The organism is Streptomyces sp. NPDC101393 (genome assembly GCF_044767385.1).
Classification (GTDB): domain Bacteria; phylum Actinomycetota; class Actinomycetes; order Streptomycetales; family Streptomycetaceae; genus Streptomyces.
On sequence record NZ_JBIWNU010000007.1, the window covers coordinates 21,659 to 46,848 of the forward strand.

Here is a 25,190-nt window from a genome sequence, read left to right on the forward strand (position 1 = left end):
CTGGCGGCCGTGCGTGACCCCGCACCATGAGGGATCCACCCGGCTTTCGGTGGGGTTTTCCGCAGGGTCCTGGGCAGGAGGGAGGGGGAGGCCGTCGCGGGGCGGTCCCCGGACCTCGTAAGGTCGTATCCGTGTTGGAGGAGATGCGGATCCGGTCCCTGGGTGTCATTGATGACGCCGTTGTCGAGCTGTCCCCGGGCTTCACGGCGGTGACGGGCGAGACAGGCGCGGGCAAGACCATGGTCGTCACCAGCCTCGGCCTGCTGCTCGGCGGCCGCGCCGACCCCGCCCTGGTGCGGATCGGCGCCAAGTCGGCGGTGGTGGAGGGCCGGATCACCATGGAGCCCGGCGCCCCGGCGGCCGTACGGGCCGAGGAGGCCGGCGCCGAACTGGACGACGGTGCGCTGCTGATCAGCCGCACCGTCTCCGCCGAGGGCCGCTCCCGCGCACACGTCGGCGGCCGGTCCGTCCCCGTCGGCCTGCTGGGGGAGTTGGCGGACGACTTGGTCGCCGTGCACGGCCAGACCGACCAGCAGGGCCTGCTGCGGCCCGCTCGCCAGCGCCAGGCCCTGGACCGCTACGCCGGGGACGCGGTCGCGGTCCCGCTCGCCAAGTACGCGGCCGCCCACCGGCGGCTGCGTGCCGTCGCCACCGAGCTGGACGAACTGACGACGCTGGCCCGCGAGCGCTCCCAGGAAGCCGACCTGCTGCGCTTCGGCCTGGAGGAGATCGCGGCGGCCGAACCCCTTCCCGGTGAGGACGTCGAACTCGCCGCCGAGGCCGAACGGCTCGGGCACGCCGAGGCCCTCGCCTCCGCCGCCACCGCCGCGCACGCCGCGCTGGCCGGCGACCTGGAGGACCTGGAGGCGGTGGACGCGGCCACCCTGGTCGCCGGCGCCCACCGCGCCCTGGAGGCCGTACGCAGCCACGACCAGGTGCTGTCCACCCTGACCGAGCGGCTCGGCGAGGTCGGCATCCTGATGTCCGACATCGCCGGCGAGCTGGCCGGCTACGCCGACGGCCTGGATGCCGACCCGCTGCGGCTCGCGGCGGTCGAGGAGCGCCGCGCCGCCCTGACGCATCTGACGCGCAAGTACGGCGAGGACATCGCCGCCGTACTGGCGTGGTCCGAGGAGAGCGCCGCGCGGCTCGCCGAACTGGAGGGCGACGACGACCGGATCGGGGAGCTGACCGAGGAGCGTGACGCCCTCCGCGCCGAACTGGGCGAGCTGGCACAGGCGTTGACCGACGCCCGGACCGCGTCGTCGGAGCGGTTCGCCGACGCGGTCACCGCCGAACTCACCGAACTCGCCATGCCGCACGCCCGGGTGAGCGTGGACATCCGCCAGACCGAGGTGGCGGAGGGGGCGGACGGCGTCGAGGTCGGCGGCCGCACCGTCGCCTACGGCCCGGCCGGCGCCGACGAGGTCGAACTCCTGCTGGCCCCGCACCCCGGCGCCCCGCCCCGGCCGGTCGCCAAGGGCGCGTCCGGCGGTGAACTGTCCCGGGTGATGCTCGCCGTCGAGGTCGTCTTCGCCGGGTCCGACCCCGTGCCGACGTACCTCTTCGACGAGGTCGACGCGGGCGTCGGCGGCAAGGCGGCCGTCGAGGTCGGCAGGCGGCTGGCCAGGCTCGCGAAGTCGGCGCAGGTCGTGGTCGTCACCCACCTCCCGCAGGTCGCGGCGTTCGCGGACCGCCAGCTGCTGGTCGAGAAGACGAACGACGGGTCGGTCACCCGGAGCGGGGTCACCGTCCTGGAGGGCGAGGAGCGGGTCCGCGAACTCTCCCGGATGCTCGCGGGCCAGGAGGACTCCGAAACGGCTCGGGCGCACGCCGAGGAACTCCTGGAGACGGCGCGCACGGGGCGGTAGCCGTCACCGAAGCGGCCGGCAGGCCCGGCGGCGCCTCTTGGCGTGCCGCTCCCGGCCGGAGTGCGGCCCGGCGCCCGCCGCGTTCGGCTCGGACCCTGCCTTACGGACACGCGCATCGGCCCAGGCCAGAGCAGTAATCCTGGAGGCGCCGCGATGATCTCGCCCTCCAGGGTGACGGGAGTCGAGCGGGGCAGCGTGCCGCGCGAGAGGAGAGACATGGTGGCAGGCGGCAGGGTGCGCGGACCGATCTCGGCGCTGCTCGGGGCGGCGGGGGCGACACGGGCCGTGTACGGGGCGCTGCGGAGCCGGCCACCGGGCGCCGCCGCCTTCTGGGAGCGGAAGAACTACGCCGGCCGGACCGTGCACCTGCACGCGGGGCTCGCGACGACCGCGGGCACCGCGCTCGCCGCCGTCACCGCCCCGGGGCTGCCCGCCCGCACCCGCACCGCGGCGGCCCTGGCCGTGTCGGCCGCCGGTGCCTGCGGGGCGTACGACGACGTGTCCGGGGCCGGCGACCCCCGGCGCGGGTTTCGCGCTCACCTCTCGGCGCTCCGCCACGGCGAGGTGACCAGCGGAGCGGTGAAGCTGTTCGGGATCGGCGCCGCCGGGCTCGCCGCGGGCGCCCTGCTCAAGGAGCGCCCGGCCGACAAGCTGCTGGCGGGCGTCGTGATCGCCGGGTCGGCCCATCTGGTGAACCTCCTCGACGTCAGGCCGGGCCGCGCGGCCGGCGCCGTACTGGCCCTCGGCGCCCGCGGGCTGCTGCGCGGCGGCCCGGCCGGCACGCTGGCTGCGGCGCCCATCGGCGCCGTCGCCGCGGTCGTCCGGGACGACCTGGGGGAGCGCACGATGCTCGGGGACTCCGGCGTGCACGCCCTCGGGGCATCCCTCGGGCTGGCCGTCGCCGCCGGAAACGGACGTAACGGACTGGCCGTGCACGCCGCCGCCGTGGTCGCCGCCGCGGTGGCAGGGGACCGTATCAGCCGGGCGGCCGCCGCGATCTGACGCGCGGGCCCCCGGCCCGGTGCCTCCCGGAGGGCGGGATCGTGACCGGACCGCCCGCGGGGCGTCAACCAAATGGTGAACGGAGCGGGCGGTTTGTCGCCCATGTGGGTGATCCCGTGGAGTTGCGGGTGAGACATCCCACCGGAACGGCGGCCGGACGGTACCGAATCGGCGCCGCCGGACTGGCATCCTGGGCGCGGTGCGCAGAGCGGGCACCCTCGCGGCGTCCTGCCCGGCCTGCCCGGCCAGTGGTGTCCCACCCGTCGGGAGGGACGTCCGTACGGCTGCGCACGGCGTCGCCGCGGGCAACGCGCCGTACACCGCTTCGCCTTACCCCGCACCGACCGCCCCACCGGTACGGTCCATACCTTCCGACCCAGGAGCTCCGACCACGTGACCAGCACCCCGACCTCGTCGCACGGGCAGTCGCCGCTGCGCACGGTCCAGGTGCTCGGACACGGCAGCGCGGGCAGCGCCGCGCACGTCCGCTCGCTGTCCGAAGGACTGGTCGCCCGCGGGGTGCGGGTAACGGTCTGCGCCACCCCCGGCGCCGAGGAGACCTACGACTTCGTGGGCGCCGGCGCACGGTTCGCGCCGGTCGCCCCGCGGATGGACCCGGCCTCGGTGGCCGCGCTGCGCAGCGCCTGCTGGGACGCCGACCTCGTCCACGCCCACGGCCTGCGGGCCGGCATGCGCGCCTCGATGGCGTTGCGCGGTCTGCGCGGCCCCCGGGGCGGGCCCGTCCCCCTGGTCATCACCTGGCACACCAAGGCGCACACCGCGGGCGCGCGGGCCGGCCTCGTGCACCTGATGGAGCGGCGGGTGGCGCGCGCGGCAGCCGTGGTGCTGGGCGTCTGCTCCGATCTCGTGGACCGGGCGCGTGAGCGCGGCGCACGCGACGCACGCCTGGCCCCCGTGGCGATCCCCCGCCCCCGGCGCGGCGGCCGAGCGCCGTCCGAGCCCGAGGAACACGACCGGATGCGCCACAAGGAGCGGGCGGAACTGGGCGCCGTGGACCGCCCGTTGCTGCTCGCGGTGGGCCGCCTCGACCCGCACCAGGGCCTTGACCTGCTGCTGGACGCCGCGCACGCGTGGTGCGCCCTCGATCCGCAGCCACTGCTGGCCATCGCGGGGGAGGGCGCCCAACGGGCGGCGCTCCAGCGGCGCATCGACGCCGAGCAGTTGCCCGTCCAGCTGCTCGGCCGCCGCGACGACGTACCCCAACTCCTCGCCGCCGCCGACCTGGTGGTGCTGCCCAGCCGCTGGGAAGCCCGCTCCCTGATCGCCCAGGAGGCGCTGCACGCCGGTGTGCCGCTCGTCGCCACCGACACCGGCGGCACCCGCGAACTGGTCGGCCGCGCCGCGGAACTCGTCCGCTACGGCGATGCCGCCGCCCTGGCCCGCACCGTCCTCGGCCTCCTCGACGACCCCGCCCGCCGCGACGGACTCGCCGCCGCGGGACGCGCCCAGGCCGCCGGCTGGCCGAGCGAGGACGACACGGTCGCGCAGGTCCTCAGCGTCTACGACGAGCTGGCACAGCCGATTTAGCGCGCGGCCGTCGGGGGCGGCGGGCTGCCGGGCCGCCTGGCCGTAGTGCGTCAACCGAGGAGGCGCGGCGGCCGGCCAGGGCCCCGGACCGGAGCCGGGTACGCGAGGAGAGCCGCCGCGACGGACGCGGCATGCGGCGTCCGTCCGGCTGCCCGGCGCTGCTCACCGCGGTGGCGACGGCGGCGCCTCCGGGTGCACCGCGATTCCGGAGCGCGCAACCGCCGGGTGAATTGCCGACTCCCGGCGCCGGAACGATGGCCGGGCCGACGATCGCCGGGCAGGCCGGCGCAGGCAGCCCCTGACCGTCCCCTCTGTCCGGGCAGCCGGCCGCCCGATCCCTTCCTCGTTCCCTCTCCGCTCACCCCTTGTCCGCATGGCGGCGGGCGCGCAGGGCCAGTCGCAGGCCCAGTACCGTCTGCGGGTCGTCCAGATCCGTGCCCAGGAGATGGGCGATGCGGGCCAGGCGGTCGTAGAGGGTCTGGCGGTTGACGTTGAGGTCGCGCGCCGTCTCGGCCTTGCGCCCGGCGCTGGCCAGATAGGCCTCCAGCGTCGGCAGCAGCGGCTGGCGGGCGCCGCGGTCGTGGGCGAGCAGCGGGCCGATGGCGCGTTCCACGAAGTCCGTCAGGACGCCCTGCTCGCCGTGTTCGCGCATCCGCCACAGCAGGAGTTCGATGTCCAGGCGGCGGGCGTCGTACCAGGGCTGGTCGGGCAGCCCCTGGGCCGCGGCCGCCGCCTCCGCCGCGTGCCGCAGCCCCGGGCCGGCCGCGGCCCAGTCGCCCGCCGTGCCGACGACGACCACCGGGCGGTGCGCGGCGGGCCGGTCCAGGCCGGCGCGGACGACGCCCGCGCGCAGCGCCTCGGCGATCCGGTCGGCGAGCGCGTCGCGGTCCTGTCCGGCGCGCAGCGCCACGAGCACCGGGACCCGGCCCTCCACGGGGCGTACGCCGAGCAGGACGGGCACGCCCGGGGCGGCGAGTTCCGTACGCAGTGCCTGCGCGAGGAGCGCCCAGCTGCCCGGGGTGGGGAGCCCGGCGGGCAGCCTCATGACCACCGGGAGCACGGGGTCCGAGCCGGGCCGGAAGCCCAGCAGGCGGGCCTGGGCCGGGGCCTCGGTCGCGGAGATGCGGCCCTCGGAGAGGTCGGCGAGGAAGTCGCCCCGCCCGCGTGCCGCGAGCACCTCCTCCTGGCGGGACTGCAGCATCACGACGGCGAGCAGGTCGGCGGCGCGTTCGGCGGTGATCCGGTGGACGGGCGCCAGGGGGGTGTTGACGGGGAGCAGGACGAGGCGGGCGCGGACGGCGTCGGGGCCGTGGCCGCCGCCGGGGACGTCGATGCGTACGCCCGTGTCGCGCAGCCCCTCCCAGGCCAGCAGGGGGTCGGCGTCGGCGGGGCCGCCGCTGTCGTCGTCGCCGTCCGGCCCCGCGGCGTAGAGCGGGCTGCCGTCGGGGGCCTCAAGGCAGAGCGGGTTGCCGGTGAAGACGGCCAGCAGCCGGAGTACCTCGGGAGCGCCGCCGCCGCGCAGCAGGACGTCCGTGCAGCGGCGCAGGATCTCGTCGGCCCGCCGCAGCAGGGTGTAGTGACTGTTGATGATCTCGGTGTGGATCTCTTCGGTCACCGTGACGTAGGGGACCTCGCGGTGCAGCTGGATCAGCGGGAGGCCGCAGTCCCGTGCGCTGTCGACCATCGCGGAGGGCAGCGATTCGAAACGCGATCCGAGCTCCACGACGAGAGCAGCGATCTCGCGGTCCGCGAGCTTGCGGATGAAGGCCCGCTGCTCGGCCGGCCGGGAGCTCAGCCCGAGACCGGTGGTCAGCAGCAGCTCGCCGCCCTTGAGGAGGGAGGCGATATGCGGAACCTCCCCGGCGTGCACCCAGCGCACCGCGCGGTCCAGCCGGTCCTCACCGGCCAGCACCTCGGGCAGCCCGCGCCGCAGCGCGGGCAGCTCCAGTGCCCGGCGTACCGTGATCTCGGCTTCGATCTTCGCTTCCGGCCCCATGGCCTGGAACGGTACCCGTAGTCCGCTATCCGGAGTCGTCCCGTCCGGGGGCGCGGGCCACGGGGACGAGCCGCTCCCCGCCGAGCGGCAGCCCGGCCCCGCCTGCCCGGCCCCCGGCCCGGCCCCCTCACCCCGACTCCCGCACCACCAGCTTCGCCCCCGTGATCACCGGTGCGAGGTCTGCCCGGTCCGTGTCGTCCGCCCCCGGTGCCAGCCGGCGCAGCAGCAGCCGGGCCATCATCCGGCCCATCTCCTCCACGTCCTGCCGCACCGTGGTCAGCGGCGGATCCGCCCAGGCGGCGGGCTCCAGGTCGTCGTAGCCGACCACCGCCACGTCGTCCGGCACCCGCCGGCCACAGGCCCGCAGGGTGCGCAGGGCGCCGTTCGCCATCAGGTCGGAGCAGGCGAAGACGGCGTCCAGGTCCGGTGCGCTGTCCAGGAGTTCGGCCATCGCGCGCTCCCCGCCGGCCGCCGTGAAGGCCCCGTCGGCGATCAGCCGCGGGTCCGGTGCGGCGGTGCCCAGGGCGTCGCGGTAGCCGTCGAGGCGGTCCAGCGCCGAGGTCTGGTCCAGCGGCCCGGTGATGACGGCGATCCGGCGCCGGCCGCTGCCGAGGAGGTGGTGCACGGCCTGGCGGGCGCCGTCGCGGTTGTCGGTGTCGACGTAGAGCGGGCGCGGCGCGCGGTCGGCGTCCGCCCAGCCGGGCCGGCCGCCGTAGACCGTGGGCAGTCCGGCGTTGCGGGCGATCTCGGGGAGCGGGTCGTCGCGGTGCAGCGAGAACATCAGCGCGCCGTCGACATGGCCGGCCGACAGATAGCGGCCGATCCGGTCGTAGTCGGCGCGGTGCTCGACGAACAGCAGCAGCAACTGGGTGTCCGCGGCTGCCAGTTCGCGGCTGATGCCGCGGAGCTGGCGGCCGAAGAACGGGTCGCTGAAGACCCGGGTCTCGGGTTCCGCGATGACCACGGCGACCGCGCCGGTACGGCGGGTGACCAGCGAGCGGGCCGCGCTGTTCGGCACGTATCCCAGCTCGGTCACCGCCTGGCGGACTTTCTCCTGGACCGCGGCGCGTACGCCCGCACCGCCGTTGACCACGCGGGACACCGTCGCGCGCGAGACCCCGGCGCGGGCCGCGACCGCCTCCAGGGTCGGTCGCGGACCGTTCGGTTCAGACACCATCCAACTCCTTTTTTCACGCGGTGACTTGACGGTGTGCCGTCGAGTCGGCAGGGTTCCCTCACACACGATATGAGAGCGCTCTCACAACGTGTACCCCCAGAGAACTCCTCATGACCCCCCACTGTGCCGAGGAGAGAATGTCATGAGCATGAGATTCCGAACGAGAGCACTGATCTTCGCTGCGAGCACCGCCCTCGTCACCACCTGCGCCCTCACCCTCCCCACGGCCTCGGCCGGGGAGGTGCCCTCCGGGGCCGGGAAGTCCGCCGCCGGGAAGGCCACCCCCGCCGCCTTCCAGGAAGTCTGGCGCACGGACTTCGACGGCGCTGCCGGATCGCGCCCCTCCGCCGGCGACTGGATCATCGACACCGGTCACGGCTACCCCGGAGGCCCCGGCAACTGGGGCACCGGCGAGCGCCAGAACTACACCGACCGCCCCGAGAACCTCCAGCTCGACGGCTCGGGACACCTCAAGATCACGGCGCTGAAGGACGGCGCCGAATGGACCTCCGCCCGCATCGAGACCCAGCGCACCGACTTCGCCGCCCCGGAAGGCGGCAAGCTCCGCATCGAGGCGAAGATCCGGATGCCGGACGTCTCCGGCGACGAGGCGCTCGGCTACTGGCCGGCCTTCTGGACGCTCGGCGCCGACTACCGCGGCAACTACCAGAACTGGCCGGGCGTCGGCGAGTTCGACATCATGGAGAACGTCAACGGCATCAACAAAGTCTGGGGCGTCCTGCACTGCGGCGTCAATCCCGGCGGGCCGTGCAACGAGACGCAGGGCAAGGGCAATTCACGCGCCTGCCCGGACACCGCCTGCCAGGCCGGCTACCACACCTACGCGCTGGAGCTGGACCGCACCGACAGCGCCGCGGAATCGCTGAACTGGTACGTCGACGGCCAGAAGTTCCACACCGTGGCCGCGTCCGAGATGGACGCCGACACCTGGGCGAAGGCCACCCATCACGGGCACTTCCTGCTGCTCAACCTCGCGATGGGCGGTGCCTTCCCGGACGGCGCCGCAGGATCCGCCACCCCCACCGACGCCACCAGGTCCGGCGCCTCCCTGCTCGTCGACCACGTCGCGGTCTCCGTCGAACAGTCGGCGAAGACCGGCAGCTCCAGGACCGGCGCCTCCCGCGCCGACGCCCCGCACCTCGCCTCCGCCCCCACCGCTCAGCGCCTCGCCCCGCAAGGAGCCACCTCATGATCTCTCGCCGCAGCCTGCTCGGCGGTATCGCCGCCGGCGCCGCCACCGCCTCCGGAATCGTCCTGGCCGGCCGTGCCATGGGCTCGCCCGCGCCCACCGGCCGGGCCGCCGCCGGCATGCCCCTGCACATCGTCAACAACTCGGGCGAGTACGCCAATTCCTCGGTCTACGTCTACATCGTCGGCAACGACGGCAAGCAGCAGGTGCGGGTCACCCCCGAGGGCGAGCTGAAGCCGGTCGCCATGTCCGACAACGGCTCCGACGGCTTCACCGACTACGCGATACCGCTCGCCGGCAGCGGCACCACGACCCTGCAACTGCCGCAGATGTCCGGCCGGATCTACACCGCGCTCGGCGCCAAGCTGAAGTTCAAGGCCGTCGAGGACGGCAACGGCAACGCCGCGCTGGCCTACCCCGCGGGCTGGGTCTCCTCCGACCCCAACTACGACGTCATCCACGACTGCGCGGAGTTCACCTACAACTCCGGTGGCATGTACTGCAACACCACCATGGTGGACATGTTCAGCGTCCCGCTCGCCATCAAGCTCACCGGCGCCAAGGACCAGACCGCAGGGACGCTGAAGGACGGTGCGCGCGCCAAGATCTTCGCGGACGTCAAGGGCGCCGACGGCTTCGACAAGCTGGTGATCGGCGACAAGCGCGTCATCGCGCCCGGACACGGCCTGGACAGCGGCCTGTTCGGCAAGGACTACCTGGGGCCGGCCATCGACGACGCCTGGTCCGCCTACGAGAGCAAGGACCTGAAGGTGACCACCAACGCGGGCACCTTCACCGGCCGGGTCAGCGGCGGCAAGCTGGCCTTCACCGGCCCCGGCTCGGTCTCCTTCGACAAGCCCTCCACCCGCGACGTCCTCTTCTGCGACGGCACCCTGGCCGCCCCCAACGACGGCACCCTGGGCCCCGTCGCCGCCATCCTGGGCGCCGCCCTCAACCGCTCGACGCTCACCGCGAACGCCGCCCAGCCCACCACCGACCCGGCCGCCTTCTACCAGGAGCAGCTCACCCACCACTACGCGAAGGCGATGCACGCCGCGACCGAGGACGGCAAGGCGTACGGCTTCGCCTTCGACGACGTCGTCGGCTTCGCCTCGTACATCGAGGACGGCGCCCCGAAGGAGATCACCCTCACCCTCACCCCGTTCTGATCTGACCCGCGGCCGCCGGGCGGCCGGTCCGGCGTGAAGTCGTTGTACCAGGCACCTTCCCGCTCTTACGCTGTGCCGCATGTCAGGTACCGCACACCCCCGCAATGATCCCGCCGGCGGCCGATGTCCCGACGGCGGGACGGCCGGCCCGCCCGGGACACCAGGGCGGCCGGGCCCACCGGGGATACCCCAGGACCCGGACCGCGCGCGGGCTGCCGTCGTGCAGCGCCGTACGGTCCGGGTCCTGATGGCCGCCCAGATCATCGCCGGCATCGGCATGGGCTCGATGCTCGCCTCCGGGTCGCTGCTGGTCGGCAGGCTCACCGGATCCGACGCCGGAGCCGGCCTCGCCACCACCTGCACCACCCTCGGCGCCGCACTGTTCGGCATCCCGCTCGCCACGCTGTCCCGCTCCCGCGGCCGCCGGATCGGCCTGGGCACGGGCTGGCTGATCGCCGCGGCCGGCTCGGTGCTGGTGCTCGTCGCCGCCCGGCTCGGCTGGGTCCCGCTGGTGCTCGCCGGCAGCCTGCTGATCGGATCCGCCACGGCAGCCAATCTCCAGTCCCGTTACGCCGCGGCCGACCTGGCCGAGGACGCCCACCGGGCCCGCGCCCTCTCCCTGGTCGTCTGGTCCACCACCCTGGGCAGCGTCATCGGCCCCAACCTCAGCGGCCCGGGAGAGCCGGTCGCCCGCGCCCTGGGAGAGCCCCAGGAGGCGGGCACTTTCGTCTTCTCCGTCGGCGCGTTCCTGATCGGCTGGGCACTGATCTGGTTCCTCCTCCGCCCGGACCCGCTGCGCCTGGCCGCCGCCCTGGCACGAGGGGAGACCGAGGACGCGCCCGCCGACGGGCGGCCGGCACTCCCCGGCGGCCCCACGCCCACCGGCACGCGCCCCGCCCCGTTCACCACCCGGATCGCCGCCGCGCTGCGCCATGTGCGCGCCTCGCCCGCGGCGCTGCTCGGACTGGTCGCGACCGTGCTCGGCCATGCCGTCATGGTGTCCGTGATGACCATGTCGCCCATCCATCTCGCCCACCACGGCGCCGCGTTGAGCGTCGTCGGCTTCAGCATCAGCCTGCACATCGCCGGGATGTACGCGCTGTCGCCGCTCATCGGCTGGCTCACCGACCGGATCGGCCGGATCCGGGTGATCCTCGCCGGCCAGCTGATCTACGTCTGCGCGGCCGTCGTCGCCGGTACGGCGGGCGACTCCCAAGGGGCCGTCGTCACCGGGCTGTTCCTGCTCGGCCTCGGCTGGTCCTGCGCCACCGTCGCGGGTTCGACCCTGCTGACCGAATCCACCGCGCCCGAGCACCGCTCCGAGGTCCAGGGCCTGGCCGACACCCTGATGAACCTGGCCGGCGCGGCCGGCGGCGCGCTCGCCGGCGGCCTCGTCGCCCTGATCGGCTACAGCGGCCTGAACGCCGCCGCGAGCCTCCTGATCCTCCCCGTCCTCGTCCTCGCCCTGGCCCCCCGCTCCCGCACCTGACGTACGGCGAAAACGGGTCCGCCCCGGCCGTACGCCGCGTGTGCGGACGACGACCGGGGCGGACCGGAGAACGAAGAGGTGCTGGGATCTGCGGGGGCCGGGCGCTACCCGCCCCCGTAGGCCCCGCTCGCCGTCAGCCGCAGGGCCGTGTCGATGAGGGGGACATGGCTGAACGCCTGCGGGAAGTTGCCCACCTGGCGCTTCAGCTTCGGGTCCCACTCCTCCGCCAGCAGCCCCAGGTCGTTGCGGAGGGAGAGCAGCCGCTCGAAGAGCTTGCGGGCCTCCTCCACCCGGCCGATCATCGCGAGATCGTCGGCGAGCCAGAACGAGCAGGCCAGGAAGGCCCCTTCCTCGCCCTCCAGGCCGTCCACCCCGAGGTCGTCCGCGCCGGACGTGGGGTAGCGCAGGACGAAGCCGTCCTCGGTGCCCAGCTCCCGCTGGATCGCCTCGATCGTGCCGATGACGCGCTTGTCGTCCGGCGGCAGGAAGCCCATCTGCGGGATCAGCAGCAGCGAGGCGTCCAGCTCCTGCGAGCCGTAGGACTGGGTGAAGGTGTTCCGCTCCTTGTCGTACCCCTTCTCGCACACATCGCGGTGGATGGTCTCGCGCAGGTCCTTCCACCGCTCCAGCGGACCGTCCACGTCCCCGGACTCGATCAGTTTGACGGTGCGGTCCACCGCGACCCAGGTCATGACCTTGGAGTGCACGAAGTGGCGGCGCGGGCCGCGCACCTCCCAGATTCCCTCGTCCGGTTCGTCCCAGTGCTTCTCCACCCAGCGGATCAGCTTCAGCTGGAGGAGGGAGGCGTAGTCGTTGCGGGCCAGGCCGGTCATGTGCGCCAGGTGCAGCGCCTCGGTGACCTCGCCGTAGACATCGAGCTGGAGCTGGCCCGCGGCGCCGTTGCCGACCCGCACGGGCTGCGAATTCTCGTACCCCGGAAGCCAGCTGAGCTCGTTCTCGCCCAACTCCCGCTCACCGGCGATGCCGTACATGATCTGGAGGTTCTCCGGATCGCCGGCCACCGCGCGCAGCAGCCATTCGCGCCACGCCCGCGCTTCCTCGCGGTAGCCGGTGCGCAGCAGCGAGGAGAGCGTGATCGCGGCGTCCCGCAGCCAGGTGAAGCGGTAGTCCCAGTTGCGTACGCCGCCCACGCACTCCGGCAGCGAGGTCGTCGGCGCCGCCACGATCCCGCCGGTCGGCGCGTACGTCAGGGCCTTGAGCGTGATCAGCGAACGGACCACCGCGTCGCGGTAGGGGCCGTGGTAGGTGCAGTGCTCGACCCACTCGCGCCAGAAGTCCTCGGTGGCCTCCAGGGACCCCTCCGGGTCCGGCAGGGCCGGCGGCCGGTGGTGCGAGGGCTCCCAGCTGATCGTGAACGCGATGCGCTCGCCGGGACCGACCGTGAAGTCGGAGTACGTCGTCAGGTCCTTGCCGTAGGTGTCGGTGGGCGAGTCCAGCCACACCGAATCCGGCCCGGCGACCGCGACCGTCCGGCCGTCCACCTTGTGGACCCACGGCACGACCCAGCCGTAACTGAACCGCATCCGCAGCTCCGAGCGCATCGGAACGCGGCCGCTGACGCCCTCCACGATGCGGATGACCTGCGGCGCGCCGTCGCGCGGCGGCATGAAGTCGATCACCCGTACCGTGCCGCGCGGGGTGTCCCACTCGGATTCCAGTACCAGTGAATCGCCTCGGTAGCGGCGGCGGTCGGCCGGCAGCGGCCGCTCCTCGGAACCGTTCACCGGTCCCATCCGCCAGAATCCGTGCTCCTCGGTGCCCAGCAGTCCCGCGAAGACCGCCGGAGAGTCGAAGCGGGGCAGGCACAGCCAGTCGACCGTGCCGTCCCGGCACACTAGAGCGGCGGTCTGCATATCGCCGATGAGTGCGTAGTCCTCGATGCGCCCGGCCACGTGCCTCTCCCGTCGAACTGGAGTGACGCCCCCCATGGGACGTGTGTCTGTCCGTCCTGCCCATGAAACGTCGCCGAGCAGCGGGACCGGAAATCGGGCGGCGGGGGTGGTGCCTTCCCGGACGGCTCGTAGCGAGTGTCCGAGCAGGATACGACGCACGCAAGTGATCCGCGCGACGCTCGCGCGAGTGGGGCGGGTCCGATCGGGTGGCCTCGGTCACGCGCAAGGTCACATGCGTGGCCGGGAGCGACCATGCCCGAGCGCTGATAGCCTGGTATCCCGTGGACCGGTGGGACCCCAGAGCTGTCACGGCAGATGTCACGGCACCCCCGAACCGCAGCGACGGCACCCCTGAATTCCCAGGGCGGCGCCGCTTCGCACCTCTCCACCTCGCGACCACGGGAGCTCCCTCTTGGCCATGCCGCCCAAATCCACGACGACCAAGCACCTCTTCGTCACCGGGGGCGTCGCCTCCTCGCTCGGCAAGGGGCTCACCGCCTCCAGCCTGGGTGCGCTCCTGAAGGCGCGCGGCCTGCGGGTCACGATGCAGAAGCTCGACCCGTACCTGAACGTCGACCCGGGAACGATGAACCCGTTCCAGCACGGCGAGGTCTTCGTCACCAACGACGGCGCCGAGACCGACCTGGACATCGGCCACTACGAGCGGTTCCTCGACGTCGACCTCGACGGCTCCGCGAACGTGACCACCGGCCAGGTCTACAACACCGTGATCGCCAAGGAGCGCCGTGGTGAATACCTCGGCGACACCGTGCAGGTCATCCCGCACATCACCAACGAGATCAAGCACCGCATCCGGCGGATGGCGACCGACGACGTCGATGTCGTCATCACCGAGGTCGGCGGCACGGTCGGCGACATCGAGTCGCTGCCGTTCCTGGAGACCGTCCGCCAGGTCCGCCACGAGGTCGGCCGGGACAACGTCTTCGTCGTGCACATCTCGCTGCTCCCGTACATCGGCCCGTCCGGCGAGCTGAAGACCAAGCCGACCCAGCACTCCGTCGCGGCGCTGCGCAACATCGGCATCCAGCCCGACGCGATCGTGCTGCGCGCCGACCGCGAGGTGCCCACCGCGATCAAGCGCAAGATCTCGCTGATGTGCGACGTCGACGAGGCCGCGGTCATCGCGTGCCCGGACGCGCCGTCCATCTACGACATCCCCAAGGTCGTGCACGCCGAGGGCCTGGACGCGTACGTCGTCCGGAAGCTGGACCTGCCCTTCCGCGACGTCGACTGGACGCAGTGGGCGGACCTGCTCGAGCGCGTCCACAAGCCCGACCACGAGGTCAAGGTCGCGCTGGTCGGCAAGTACATCGACCTGCCCGACGCCTACCTCTCGGTCACCGAGGCGCTGCGCGCCGGCGGCTTCGCGAACAGGACCCGCGTGAAGCTGAAGTGGGTCACCTCCGACGACTGCAAGACCCCGGCCGGGGCCGCCGAGCAGCTCGCGGACTGCGACGCCGTGTGCATCCCCGGTGGCTTCGGCGACCGCGGTGTGGACGGCAAGGTCGGCGCGATCACCTACGCCCGCGAGAACAAGCTCCCGCTGCTCGGCCTGTGCCTGGGCCTGCAGTGCGTGGTCATCGAGGCGGCCCGCAACCTGGCCGGCATCGAGGGCGCGAACTCCACCGAGTTCGACCCGGCGGCGGCCGACCCGGTCATCTCCACGATGGCCGAGCAGATGGACATCGTCGCCGGCGAGGGCGACATGGGCGGCACCATGCGGCTGGGGATGTACCCCGCCAAGCTCGCCGAGGGCTCGATCGTGCGCGAGGTCTACGACGACCTGCCGTACGTCGAGGAGCGCCACCGCCACCGCTACGAGGTCAACAACGCCTACCGCGGTGAGCTGGAGAAGAAGGCCGGGCTGCTGTTCTCCGGCACGTCCCCGGACAACAAGCTCGTCGAGTACGTCGAGTACCCCCGCGAGGTGCACCCCTACCTGGTCGCCACCCAGGCGCACCCGGAGCTGCGGTCCCGCCCGACCCGCCCGCACCCGCTCTTCGCCGGTCTGGTGAAGGCGGCCGTGCAGCAGCAGCTCGCGGCCCGCGAGGCGGGCACCGTCAAGTAGCGCAGGGCACGACGGATACGGTTGCCGGGGCAGGGATCTTTCGAGGTCCGTGCCCCGGTTTCTGCGTTGGTAAGGCTCACACAGGAGGACGCATGGCGATCAAGGACACCCCCGAGGAGTGGACGGTCACCGCGACCACGACGCCGTTCACCGGAAACAAGACCAGTGTGCGCACCGACGAGGTCGTCATGCCGGACGGCTCCACCGTCAAGCGTGACTACCAGGTTCACCCCGGTTCGGTGGCCGCGCTCGCCCTTGACGACGAGGGGCGGGTGCTGGTGCTGCGCCAGTACCGCCACCCCGTACGGCACAAGCTGTGGGAGATCCCCGCCGGGCTGCTGGACATCCCCGGGGAGAACCCGCTGCACGGCGCGCAGCGGGAGCTGTACGAGGAGGCGCACGTCAAGGCCGAGGACTGGCGGGTGCTGACCGACGTCTACACGACGCCCGGCGGCTGCGACGAGGCCGTGCGGATCTTCCTCGCCCGCGGCCTGTCCGAGGCGGAGGGGGAGCGGTTCGAGGTCTCCGAGGAGGAGGCCGACATGGAGCTGGCGCGGGTGCCGCTCGCCGAGCTGGTCCGCGGGGCGCTCGCGGGCGAGCTGCACAACAACTGCCTGGTGGTGGGCGTCCTCGCGCTGACCGCCGCGCAGGCGGGCGAGGGCCTGGACGCGCTCCGGCCGGCCGACGCGCCCTGGCCGGCCCGCCCCTTCGAGGCCTGAGCCGGACGGAGCGGCCCCCCGCACGGCCCGCCCGTCACCGGGGCGCTCCGCGACAGCCCGGTCGGATCATCCGCTGATCCGATCGGGTGACTCAACCGCCGTGCTCCGCACGGCTCGTGACGGGGTGTGAACTACGCTCGATCGCGTTCCCGTCCGCGACCGCGGCGGGCTCGTACGCGCAGGTGGACGGGAGCGTGGCCGGTGACGGATCAGGCGGTGGGCGAGGGACACCTCCCGACCGGAACGACGGACCGGCCGGCCGCGGCGACCACGGCCGCGCGCGGGCCCCGCACCCCGGAAACGCGCCGGGACGCGGCGCCCGGACCGGCCGCCACCGTGGCGGGGCCCGTCCCGGACACCCGGTTCGCCGGCCGCCGCCGTGAACTCCAGGCGCTCCGCGCCGACATCGAGCGCGCCGGCCTGGACACCCTCTCCGGCCGCAAGGGCAGCCGCAGCCGCGTGCTGCTGATCGCCGGCCGGCCCGGCTCCGGCCGCACCGCCCTGGCCGGGGAACTCCTCGCCGGCCTCGCCGGCGACTACCCCGACGGTGTGCTGCGGGCCGTGCTGACCGGTCCGGGCGGCGAGCCGGTCAGCACCGAACGCACCGCGCGCGAGCTGCTGGCCGGGCTCGGCGTCGACGCCCCGCCGGGCGCCGCCGAGGACGAGCTGACCGCGAGCCTGCGCGACGCGCTCGCCGGCCGCCACACCCTGCTCTTCCTGGACGACGCACCGGGCGCCGAACAGGTCGACCCGCTGCTCCCCGACGCCCCCGACTGCCTGGTCGTGGTGGTCTCGCAGGGGCCGCTGACCGGGATCCCCGATGTCCGGCCGTGCGCCCTCGGCGGCCTGGACAGCGCCGCCGGCGTCGCCATCCTGGCCCGCTACGCCGGACCGACCCGGATCACCGTCGACCCGCGGACCGCGGACAGCGTCGCCGAGGAGTGCGGCGGCCAGCCCGCCGCGCTGGTGCTGGCGGGCGGCTGGCTCGCCGCCCGCCCCAAGGCGTCCCTCTCCGATCTGTACCGGGCGCTGCGCGAGGTCGTGCTGCCCCAGGACCTGCCCACCGGGGCGCGCCCGCTCCTGCGGGCCTTCCTGCTGACCTACGGTGCGCTGCCGGCCCCGGCCGCCCGGATACTGCGGCTGATCACCCTGGCGCCCGGCGGTCTGGTGGACGCGCATATCGCGTCGGCGCTGGCCGGCTGCTCGGTCGCGGCGGCGTCGACGACGCTGCACGACTTCGCCGCCCTGGGACTGCTGCGGCCGGCCGCGGAGAGCGACGGCACGGTGCAGGGCAGCGGCAGCGGCGAGGAGCCCGCCGTCCGTACGCCCGGTGCCGCGGCGCACCCGCAGTTCCGGCTGCCGGGCTGCCTCGACCCGCTCGCGCGCTCGCTGCTCCAGGAACACGAGCGGCCCGCCGAGATCCAGCTGGCCCGCGCCCGGATGCTGGAGCGGACCGTACGGCTGCTGCAGTCCTGCCGGGCGATGGGGGAGCCGGTCGATTCGCCCGCGCGGCAGAAGGTCGCCGGGCTGCCGCGCTCGCTGCGCTTCACCTCCGCGGCCGAGGCGGCAGGCTGGCTGCGCAGCCGCCGTACGGCGCTGCTGGACGCGGCCCGGATCGCCGTCGCCGACGGTGAACTGGACACCCTGGACCGGCGGTTGATGGCCGCGCTGACCCGGACGCTGCTGGCGCACCAGGGCGCGCAGGCCGCCGCGCCCGACCTGTACACGCTGCACGGACTGGTGCTGGAGGTCGCCGAACGGCGCGGTCTGGCACACGAGAAGGCCGCGGCGCTGCTCAACCTCGCCGATCTGGACGGCCAGTCGGGCCGGACCGTCGACGCGCTCGCCCGCTACCGGGAGGCGCTGGAGGCGGCCCGTTCGGTGAAGGATCCGGCGGCCACCGGCCGGGCCCTGGAGTCGCTGGGCGGTACGTACACCGAGCTGGGCGACTGGCAGCGGGCCGCCGACTGGTACGGGCGGGCGCTGGAGCTGCGGCTGGCCCGCGACGAGAGCGCCGACGCGGCCCGGCTGCGCGGCCGGATCGCCGCCGTGCACTCCTACGCGGGCCGGTGGGGCGAGGCGCTGCGGGAGTGGCGCTCCGCCGCCCGTACCTATCGCAGGCTCGGCGACGCGCAGGGCCAGGCGCGGGCGACGGGTGAGGTGGCCCGGGTGCAGGAGTACGCGGGACGGCCGGAAGAGGCGCTGCGGACCTGCCTGTCCGCCCTGGAAATCGCCCGCGGCGCGGGTGCCGGACGACTGGAGGCGGCGTTGCAACTGCGGATTGCGGACACCCTGGAGCGGCTCGGCGACCCAGCAGCGGCACGGCTCCACCGGGCTCTCGGGGAGGGACTCCTCGAAGATCACCCCCAGTAGCCTACGAAATCGGTAGTGGCTCTGGTGAGAATTGAAGCTTTGCAAGGCTAGACAACGAGAGATCCTTCAATAGACTGGGTGGGCCGCGTACGGCGCGGTCAGTTCCGTCATGCGCCGCATGAGGGGATAATTCCTCCTGCAAGCTCTCTTTCAAGGACCGTGATCGACGTGAAGGTCGGCATCCCCCGCGAGGTCAAGAACAACGAGTTCCGCGTGGCAATCACGCCCGCCGGTGTGAACGAACTCGTCCGCCACGGCCACCAGGTCTTCGTCGAGAAGGACGCCGGCCTCGGCTCGTCCATCACGAACGAGGAGTACGTCTCCGCCGGCGCCACCATCCTCGGCACCGCCGATGAGGTCTGGGGCACCGCCGACCTGCTGCTGAAGGTCAAGGAGCCGATCGCCGAGGAGTACCACCGCCTCCGCAAGGACCAGACGCTCTTCACGTACCTGCACCTCGCGGCCTCCCGCGAGTGCACGGACGCGCTCCTGGAGTCCCGCACCACCGCCATCGCCTACGAGACCGTCGAGACGGCCGGCCGCCAGCTGCCGCTGCTCGCCCCGATGTCCGAGGTCGCGGGCCGGATCGCCCCGCAGGTCGGCGCGTACCACCTGATGCGCCAGGCCGGTGGCCGCGGCGTGCTGCCGGGCGGCGTCCCGGGCGTGCACGCCGGCAAGGCCGTCATCATCGGCGGCGGCGTCTCGGGCTGGAACGCCCTGCAGATCGCCGTGGGCCTCGGCTTCCACGTCACGCTGCTCGACAAGGACATCAACAAGCTCCGCGAGGCCGACAAGATCTTCGGCACCAAGGTGCAGACGATCGTCTCCAACGCCTACGAGCTGGAGAATGCCGTCGTCGAGGCCGACCTCGTCGTCGGCGCGGTGCTGATCCCCGGCGCCAAGGCCCCCAAGCTCGTCACCAACGAGCTGGTCGCCAAGATGAAGCCCGGAAGTGTTCTTGTCGACATCGCGATCGACCAGGGCGGCTGCTTCGAGGACTCGCGTCCCACCACGCACGCCGAGCCGACCTTCCCGGTCCACAACTCGGTCTTCTACTGCGTGGCCAACATGCCCGGCGCGGTCCCGAACACCTCCACCCACGCGCTCACCAACGCCACGCTGCCCTACATCGTGGAGCTGGCGAACCGCGGCTGGGTCGAGGCGCTGCGCCGTGACCCGGCGCTGGCCAAGGGCCTGAACACGCACGACGGCAAGGTGGTCTACACCTCTGTCGCCGAGGCGCACGGCCTGGAGTCCGTCGAACTGCGTTCGCTCCTCGGCTGAGGCGTCAACCGAGCGCACCAACGCGCCACTTCCGGCCGGGCCTTGTCGACAAGGCCCGGCCGGAAGCATGTGCGACACGCGGTCGGCCCGCCATCGCGCGACGGTCTCTCAACTCGCCGCGAACGTAACCCTTTAACCGATTCGCGCACCCCCGAAACATCGGTCCGACGCCCCTTACGCCCTTGACATCGGAGGGTTCCGTCACCGACACATCGGGCCGGGTCCGGTGGATTGTGTTGCTGCGGACGCCCGACACGCCATAGAGTCGCCAACCGTCGGCATGGTGTCACGCTGACCTATCGATAAGTTTCCTGGTCACATCCAAGGAGGTAAGACGACTTGTGAATGAGTCGACATTTACTCCCGGAGGTGGTCGACCAGGAGAGGTTGCACGGGGCCAGGGCCCCTCGGGGCTCCAGGCTGTCGGCTCCGTCGCGACCCGGACCTTCGCAGCCCACCAGAGCACGACCACGACAGCCCACCACAGCATGGACGGCCATCACGTGAACGCCATGGCCGGCGACCGGGGCAGTGGACAACCCGCCCGTCTCGCCGACTACGACGACCTGCCCGAGGGGCACTTCTACGATCCGGACGCGGAGTACGAACCGGACCCCGAGTACGCGGCGACGCTCGCGCCCGACGCGGCGCGCCAGCGCCGCGAGCGCGTCGGCCCGACCGGGCGCCCGCTCCCGTACTTCCCGATCCCGGGCCCCCTGTCGGAGCACGGTCCCGCCAAGATCATCGCGATGTGCAACCAGAAGGGCGGGGTCGGCAAGACCACCTCGACCATCAACCTGGGCGCCGCACTCGCCGAATACGGACGACGGGTGCTGCTCGTCGACTTCGACCCGCAGGGTGCCCTGTCGGTCGGGCTCGGCGTCAACCCGATGGAACTCGACCTGACGGTCTACAACCTGCTCATGGAGCGGGGCATGTCGGCCGACGACGTACTCCTCAAGACCGCGGTCCCCAACATGGACCTGCTGCCCAGCAATATCGACTTGTCTGCGGCAGAGGTGCAGTTGGTCAGCGAGGTCGCGCGCGAGTCGACATTGCAGCGGGCCCTCAAGCCGCTGCTGGCCGACTACGACTACATCGTCATCGACTGCCAGCCCTCTCTCGGCCTGCTCACCGTCAACGCCCTGACGGCGGCTCACAAGGTCATCGTCCCGCTGGAGTGCGAGTTCTTCGCGCTGCGCGGTGTGGCGCTGCTCACCGAGACGATCGAGAAGGTGCAGGAGCGGCTCAACCCCGAGCTGGAGCTGGACGGCATCCTGGCGACGATGTACGACTCCCGCACGGTGCACAGCCGCGAGGTGCTGGCGCGCGTCGTGGAGGCCTTCGACGAGCACGTCTACCACACCGTCATCGGCCGCACGGTCCGCTTCCCCGAGACCACGGTCGCGGGCGAGCCGATCACCACGTACGCCTCCAACTCCGTCGGTGCCGCCGCCTATCGCCAGCTCGCCAGGGAGGTGCTCGCCCGGTGTCACGCCGAGTGAGTCTGCCGGGAGCCGATGAACTGTTCCGCACCACCGGGGGGATGGGACTGCAGTCCTCGTCTCCCCGTAGGGCGGCGGGCGGCTCCACGGCCAACGGCGAGGCGCCCCGGGTGCCTTCGCCGGCCGGTGAGGCCGACCCGGTGGCCGAGGCGCCCGAGGGTTCCACCGCGGTGCGGCGGCGACCGGAGACCGGCGCCGACATTCCCGCTCCGCCGTCGGGCGACGGCGGAGCGTCCGGCGCGCGCACGGCCCCGCCGTCCGCCGTACCCGCCGAGCACAGTGGCCGCGAGGCGGACCAGGACAGCTCCAAGGGGCTCCGCCCCCAGGCGGGTCAGGCCGGCGCGGACGCCGCCGCCGCGGCCACCCAGGCCGGCGGGCAGGGCCGCCGGCGCGGCGGCGGGCGCGGCGCCAACCGCCGTCCCAGCGGCCGGGAGCGCCACGACGAGAAGATCACCGTCTATGTCTCCGCCGAGGAGCTCATGGACCTCGAGCACGCGCGCCTGGTGCTGCGCGGCGAACACGGCCTCGCCGTCGACCGCGGCCGGATAGTGCGTGAGGCGGTGGCCGTCGTCCTCGCCGACCTGGAGTCGCGCGGCGACGCCAGCATCCTGGTGCGGCGGCTGCGCGGGCGGTAGTACCCCGACTCCTGCCGCCCGGCGTCCCCGGGGGCGCGAGCCCGGCCGGATAGCCTGCCCCCTCGGCCGGATTTCCTGGCGGCGCCAGGGGAGCCCCGCCGTGACCAGCCCGTCGCCCCGGCGCGGGGACCGCAGCACCATGGACCACGATGCCGACGACCCACGACGACGCCTCCTCGCCCCGCGCCCGCCGCACCCTCGGGCGCGGCCCCGGGGCGGACCCGGGCTCCGGCCCGGCGGACGAGCCGGAGCCCGCCGTCTCGGTGGAGCCGACCGGCCCGGTCGGCTCCACCGAGACGGGCGAGGCTCCGGCCCCCGCGGCCGAGTCCGCGGCCGAGTCCACTGCCGAGTCCGCCGCCGACCAGGCCGCTTCCCCCGCCGAGGGCGACGACGGCAGGTTCACCGTCCGGCTGGACAACTTCGAGGGGCCCTTCGATCTGCTGCTGCAGCTGATCTCCAAGCACAAGATGGACGTCACCGAGGTCGCGCTGTCGAAGGTGACGGACGAGTTCATGGCGCACATCCGGGCCATGGGGCCGGACTGGGACCTGGACCAGACGACGGAGTTCCTGGTCGTCGCGGCGACGCTGCTGGATCTGAAGGCGGCCCGGCTGCTGCCCGCCGCCGAGGTGGAGGACGAGGCCGACCTGGCGCTGCTGGAGGCCCGCGACCTGCTCTTCGCCCGCCTGCTGCAGTACCGCGCGTACAAGCGGATCGCGGACATCTTCAGCGGGCGGCTGGCCAACGAGGCGCGGCGCCATCCCCGCACGGTGGGTCTGGAGCCGGAGCTCGCCGAGCTGCTGCCCGAGGTCGTCATCAGCATCGGTGCCGAGGGATTCGCGCGGCTCGCGGTGAAGGCGATGCAGCCCAAGGCCGAACCACAGGTCTACATCGACCACATTCACGCCCCCCTGGTGAGCGTGCGGGAGCAGGCCGCGGTGGTGATGGCGTGGTTGCGGGAGGCCGGCGAGGCCGATTTCCAGGAGCTGGTCGCCGATGCGCCGGACACCCTCACGGTCGTGGCGCGTTTCCTCGCACTGCTGGAGCTCTACCGCGAGCGGGTGGTGGTCCTGGACCAGGACGAGGCCCTGGGGGCGCTGACGGTCCGCTGGACGGGCGACGAGGGGGCCGATCCGGTCGTCACGGACGAGTTCGACCAGGAATCCGGCCCGCGCGGCGCTCGGGCGGCAGGTCCACGGGCCGCGGCAGGCCCGGACGAGGAGCGGGCACACGAGGAGGAGCGGCCATGAGCGGGCACGACGGCGGCGCGAGTGCTGCGGCATCCGCCGATGAGACATATGACATCACCGAGAGCCTCGCGCAGGCCGGCGGCGGCCCGGCGGCGGCCGGGGATCCGCGGCTCCCCGCCGGCGCGCTCGGGGTCACCGAGCTGGAGCTGAAGCCCGCTCTGGAGGCCGTGCTCATGGTCGTCGACGAGCCCGCGACCGAGGAGCACCTGGCCCGTGTACTGCAGCGCAGCCGCCGCGCGGTCGCCCTGGCGCTGCGCGAGCTGTCCGAGGACTACGCACGTCAGGGGCGCGGTTTCGACCTGCGGCCGGTGGCCGGCGGCTGGCGCTTCTACTCCCGTGCCGAGTACGCGGACGCGGTGGAGAGCTTCGTCCTGGACGGGCAGCAGGCCCGGCTCACCCAGGCCGCATTGGAGACTCTGGCCGTGGTCGCGTACCGTCAGCCGGTCAGCCGTTCCCGGGTTTCGGCCGTACGCGGCGTCAACTGTGACGGTGTGATGCGCACCCTGCTCCAGCGAGGTCTGGTGGAGGAGGCGGGGACGGAACCTGAAACAGGTGCGATCCTGTACAGGACGACGAATTACTTTCTGGAGCGGATGGGCCTGCGAGGCCTGGAAGAGCTCCCGGAGCTCGCACCGTTCCTCCCGGAGGCGGACGCGGTCGAGGGCGACTCCCCGGAAGGTATCCCGTCGTTCGACGTAGACGACAGCGGCGACTCTCAGACGGATCATTGATGCGAAGCAGCGGCAGGAACAGCGGAAACCGGAACAACGGGGGCGCGGGCGACGCCGGCGGCGACCGCCGACGCTCGGGCACGGGGGGCCGCGACGACCAGCAGAAGCGCGCGGGACGGCCCCGTCCCGAGGAGCGCCGCTACGACGTGGGCGGATCCGGCGGCGGGCAGGGCGGCTCCTCGGCCCGTGACGACGAGCGCAAGGGCGGCCCCAGGAGCGGCGGCCCCAAGAGCAGCGGCAGCCGGGGCGCGGCGGCCCGTGGCGGAGCCAAGGGCGGCCCCCGCACCGGCGCGGGCAAGACCAGCGGCAAGGGCGCGCCCGCGCGCGGCCGCGGCCAGGCGCCCTCGCGGCCCCGTGAGCTGGACGCCAAGATCGAGGAGCGCAACCGCGCCCGCCACAACAAGCCGCAGGTCAAGACCCCCAAGACCTTCGGTGACGAAGAGGGCGAGCGGCTGCAGAAGGTGCTCGCCAGGGCCGGTATGGGCTCGCGGCGTGCCTGTGAGGAGCTGATCGACCAGGCGCGCGTCGAGGTCAACGGCCAGATCGTCATGGAGCAGGGTGTCCGGGTCGACCCGCAGAAGGACGAGATCAAGGTCGACGGCCTGACGGTCGCCACCCAGTCGTACCTCTTCTTCGCGCTGAACAAGCCCGCCGGTGTCGTCTCCACGATGGAGGACCCCGACGGCCGCCAGTGCCTGGGCGACTACGTCACCAACCGTGAGACGCGGCTGTTCCACGTCGGCCGGCTGGACACCGAGACCGAGGGCATCATCCTGCTCACCAACCACGGCGAGCTGGCCCACCGTCTGACCCACCCGCGCTACGGCGTCAAGAAGACCTACCTCGCCGCGATCCAGGGCCCGCTCCCGCGTGACCTGGGCAAGCAGCTCAAGGACGGCATCCAGCTGGAGGACGGCTACGCCCGCGCCGACCACTTCCGGGTGGTGGAGAACACCGGCAAGAACTACCTGGTCGAGGTGACCCTCCACGAGGGCCGCAAGCACATCGTGCGCCGGATGCTCGCCGAGGCCGGTTTCCCCGTCGAGCGGCTGGTGCGTACGAGCTTCGGCCCGATCCCGCTGGGCGACCAGAAGTCCGGCTGGCTGCGCCGCATGACCAACACCGAGGTCGGCATGCTGATGCGCGAGGTCGAGCTGTAGGACGCACCGGGTCCGGTACGCACCGGACCCGCACGGCCCGCGAATTCCCTTGCGGCGCCGGGACACCAC

The 25,190-nt window shown here is 73.1% G+C and carries 18 protein-coding genes; 15 read left to right on the plus strand and 3 right to left on the minus strand.

The window, feature by feature from the left end:
• Nucleotides 1–143 precede the first annotated feature (143 nt).
• The 3 genes from recN (at nucleotide 144) to ACIRQ7_RS22385 (ending at nucleotide 4,421) form a co-directional block, all read left to right on the plus strand.
• The gene (gene recN / locus ACIRQ7_RS22375) at nucleotides 144–1,871 is read left to right on the plus strand and encodes a DNA repair protein RecN (RefSeq protein WP_404264945.1); all 1,728 of its coding nucleotides are present in this window, start codon (nucleotides 144–146) and stop codon (nucleotides 1,869–1,871) included.
• A 216-nt stretch (nucleotides 1,872–2,087) separates the two neighbouring features.
• Nucleotides 2,088–2,873 (plus strand): hypothetical protein, encoded by a 786-nt coding sequence (locus ACIRQ7_RS22380; RefSeq protein WP_404264606.1) that lies wholly within the window; start codon nucleotides 2,088–2,090, stop codon nucleotides 2,871–2,873.
• A 393-nt stretch (nucleotides 2,874–3,266) separates the two neighbouring features.
• A complete protein-coding gene (locus ACIRQ7_RS22385) occupies nucleotides 3,267–4,421 on the plus strand; it encodes a glycosyltransferase family 4 protein (protein ID WP_401473969.1) in 1,155 nt (384 codons plus the stop codon).
• 358 nt (nucleotides 4,422–4,779) lie between these two features.
• Here ACIRQ7_RS22385 and ACIRQ7_RS22390 read toward each other — a convergent pair whose 3' ends face one another.
• Nucleotides 4,780–6,417, minus strand: coding sequence for a PucR family transcriptional regulator (locus tag ACIRQ7_RS22390; protein ID WP_404264607.1), 1,638 nt, complete (start codon nucleotides 6,415–6,417; stop codon nucleotides 4,780–4,782).
• A 127-nt stretch (nucleotides 6,418–6,544) separates the two neighbouring features.
• Nucleotides 6,545–7,594, minus strand: coding sequence for a LacI family DNA-binding transcriptional regulator (locus tag ACIRQ7_RS22395; protein ID WP_404264608.1), 1,050 nt, complete (start codon nucleotides 7,592–7,594; stop codon nucleotides 6,545–6,547).
• A gap of 142 nt (nucleotides 7,595–7,736) precedes the next feature.
• Here ACIRQ7_RS22395 and ACIRQ7_RS22400 point away from each other — a divergent pair, with 142 nt between their 5' ends.
• The 3 genes from ACIRQ7_RS22400 to ACIRQ7_RS22410 all read left to right on the plus strand — a co-directional run bounded on the left by ACIRQ7_RS22400 (nucleotide 7,737) and on the right by ACIRQ7_RS22410 (nucleotide 11,462).
• Nucleotides 7,737–8,807 carry a glycoside hydrolase family 16 protein gene (locus ACIRQ7_RS22400; protein ID WP_404264609.1) on the plus strand — a complete coding sequence of 357 codons (1,071 nt, stop codon included), beginning with the start codon at nucleotides 7,737–7,739 and terminating at the stop codon, nucleotides 8,805–8,807.
• Nucleotides 8,804–9,973 carry a beta-1,3-glucanase family protein gene (locus ACIRQ7_RS22405; protein ID WP_404264610.1) on the plus strand — a complete coding sequence of 390 codons (1,170 nt, stop codon included), beginning with the start codon at nucleotides 8,804–8,806 and terminating at the stop codon, nucleotides 9,971–9,973. Before ACIRQ7_RS22400 ends, ACIRQ7_RS22405 begins: the two co-directional genes overlap by 4 nt.
• Nucleotides 9,974–10,052: 79 nt before the next feature.
• Nucleotides 10,053–11,462 carry an MFS transporter gene (locus ACIRQ7_RS22410; protein ID WP_404264611.1) on the plus strand — a complete coding sequence of 470 codons (1,410 nt, stop codon included), beginning with the start codon at nucleotides 10,053–10,055 and terminating at the stop codon, nucleotides 11,460–11,462.
• Nucleotides 11,463–11,566: 104 nt separating this feature from the next.
• Here the strand turns inward: ACIRQ7_RS22410 and ACIRQ7_RS22415 are convergent, their stop codons facing one another.
• A complete protein-coding gene (locus ACIRQ7_RS22415; protein ID WP_404264612.1) occupies nucleotides 11,567–13,411 on the minus strand; it encodes a glycoside hydrolase family 15 protein in 1,845 nt (614 codons plus the stop codon).
• Between the two features lie 382 nt (nucleotides 13,412–13,793).
• Between ACIRQ7_RS22415 and ACIRQ7_RS22420 the strand changes: the two genes are divergently transcribed.
• From ACIRQ7_RS22420 to ACIRQ7_RS22460, 9 genes are all read left to right on the plus strand, one after another.
• On the plus strand, nucleotides 13,794–15,464 hold the full coding sequence (locus tag ACIRQ7_RS22420; protein WP_401473948.1) for a CTP synthase: 1,671 nt from the start codon (nucleotides 13,794–13,796) through the stop codon (nucleotides 15,462–15,464).
• 92 nt (nucleotides 15,465–15,556) lie between these two features.
• Nucleotides 15,557–16,183 carry an NUDIX domain-containing protein gene (locus ACIRQ7_RS22425; RefSeq protein WP_401473945.1) on the plus strand — a complete coding sequence of 209 codons (627 nt, stop codon included), beginning with the start codon at nucleotides 15,557–15,559 and terminating at the stop codon, nucleotides 16,181–16,183.
• A gap of 201 nt (nucleotides 16,184–16,384) precedes the next feature.
• Nucleotides 16,385–18,556: a tetratricopeptide repeat protein gene (locus ACIRQ7_RS22430; RefSeq protein ID WP_404264613.1), complete on the plus strand. Its 2,172-nt coding sequence runs from the start codon at nucleotides 16,385–16,387 to the stop codon at nucleotides 18,554–18,556.
• A 168-nt stretch (nucleotides 18,557–18,724) separates the two neighbouring features.
• Complete coding sequence (gene ald / locus ACIRQ7_RS22435; protein WP_401474052.1) at nucleotides 18,725–19,840, plus strand: alanine dehydrogenase; 1,116 nt, start codon at nucleotides 18,725–18,727, stop codon at nucleotides 19,838–19,840.
• Between the two features lie 488 nt (nucleotides 19,841–20,328).
• Nucleotides 20,329–21,345 (plus strand): ParA family protein, encoded by a 1,017-nt coding sequence (locus tag ACIRQ7_RS22440; RefSeq protein ID WP_401473940.1) that lies wholly within the window; start codon nucleotides 20,329–20,331, stop codon nucleotides 21,343–21,345.
• The gene (locus ACIRQ7_RS22445; RefSeq protein WP_404264946.1) at nucleotides 21,342–21,980 is read left to right on the plus strand and encodes a hypothetical protein; all 639 of its coding nucleotides are present in this window, start codon (nucleotides 21,342–21,344) and stop codon (nucleotides 21,978–21,980) included. The genes ACIRQ7_RS22440 and ACIRQ7_RS22445 overlap by 4 nt, the downstream gene beginning before the upstream one ends.
• Nucleotides 21,981–22,129: 149 nt before the next feature.
• Nucleotides 22,130–23,230, plus strand: a complete 1,101-nt coding sequence (locus tag ACIRQ7_RS22450) for a segregation and condensation protein A (RefSeq protein WP_404264614.1) — start codon at nucleotides 22,130–22,132, stop codon at nucleotides 23,228–23,230.
• Entirely contained in the window at nucleotides 23,227–23,961 is a 735-nt protein-coding gene (gene scpB / locus ACIRQ7_RS22455) for an SMC-Scp complex subunit ScpB (RefSeq protein ID WP_404264615.1), read from the plus strand. Before ACIRQ7_RS22450 ends, scpB begins: the two co-directional genes overlap by 4 nt.
• A complete protein-coding gene (locus ACIRQ7_RS22460) occupies nucleotides 23,961–25,121 on the plus strand; it encodes a pseudouridine synthase (RefSeq protein WP_401473931.1) in 1,161 nt (386 codons plus the stop codon). The genes scpB and ACIRQ7_RS22460 overlap by 1 nt, the downstream gene beginning before the upstream one ends.
• The last annotated feature ends 69 nt before the right edge of the window (nucleotides 25,122–25,190 follow it).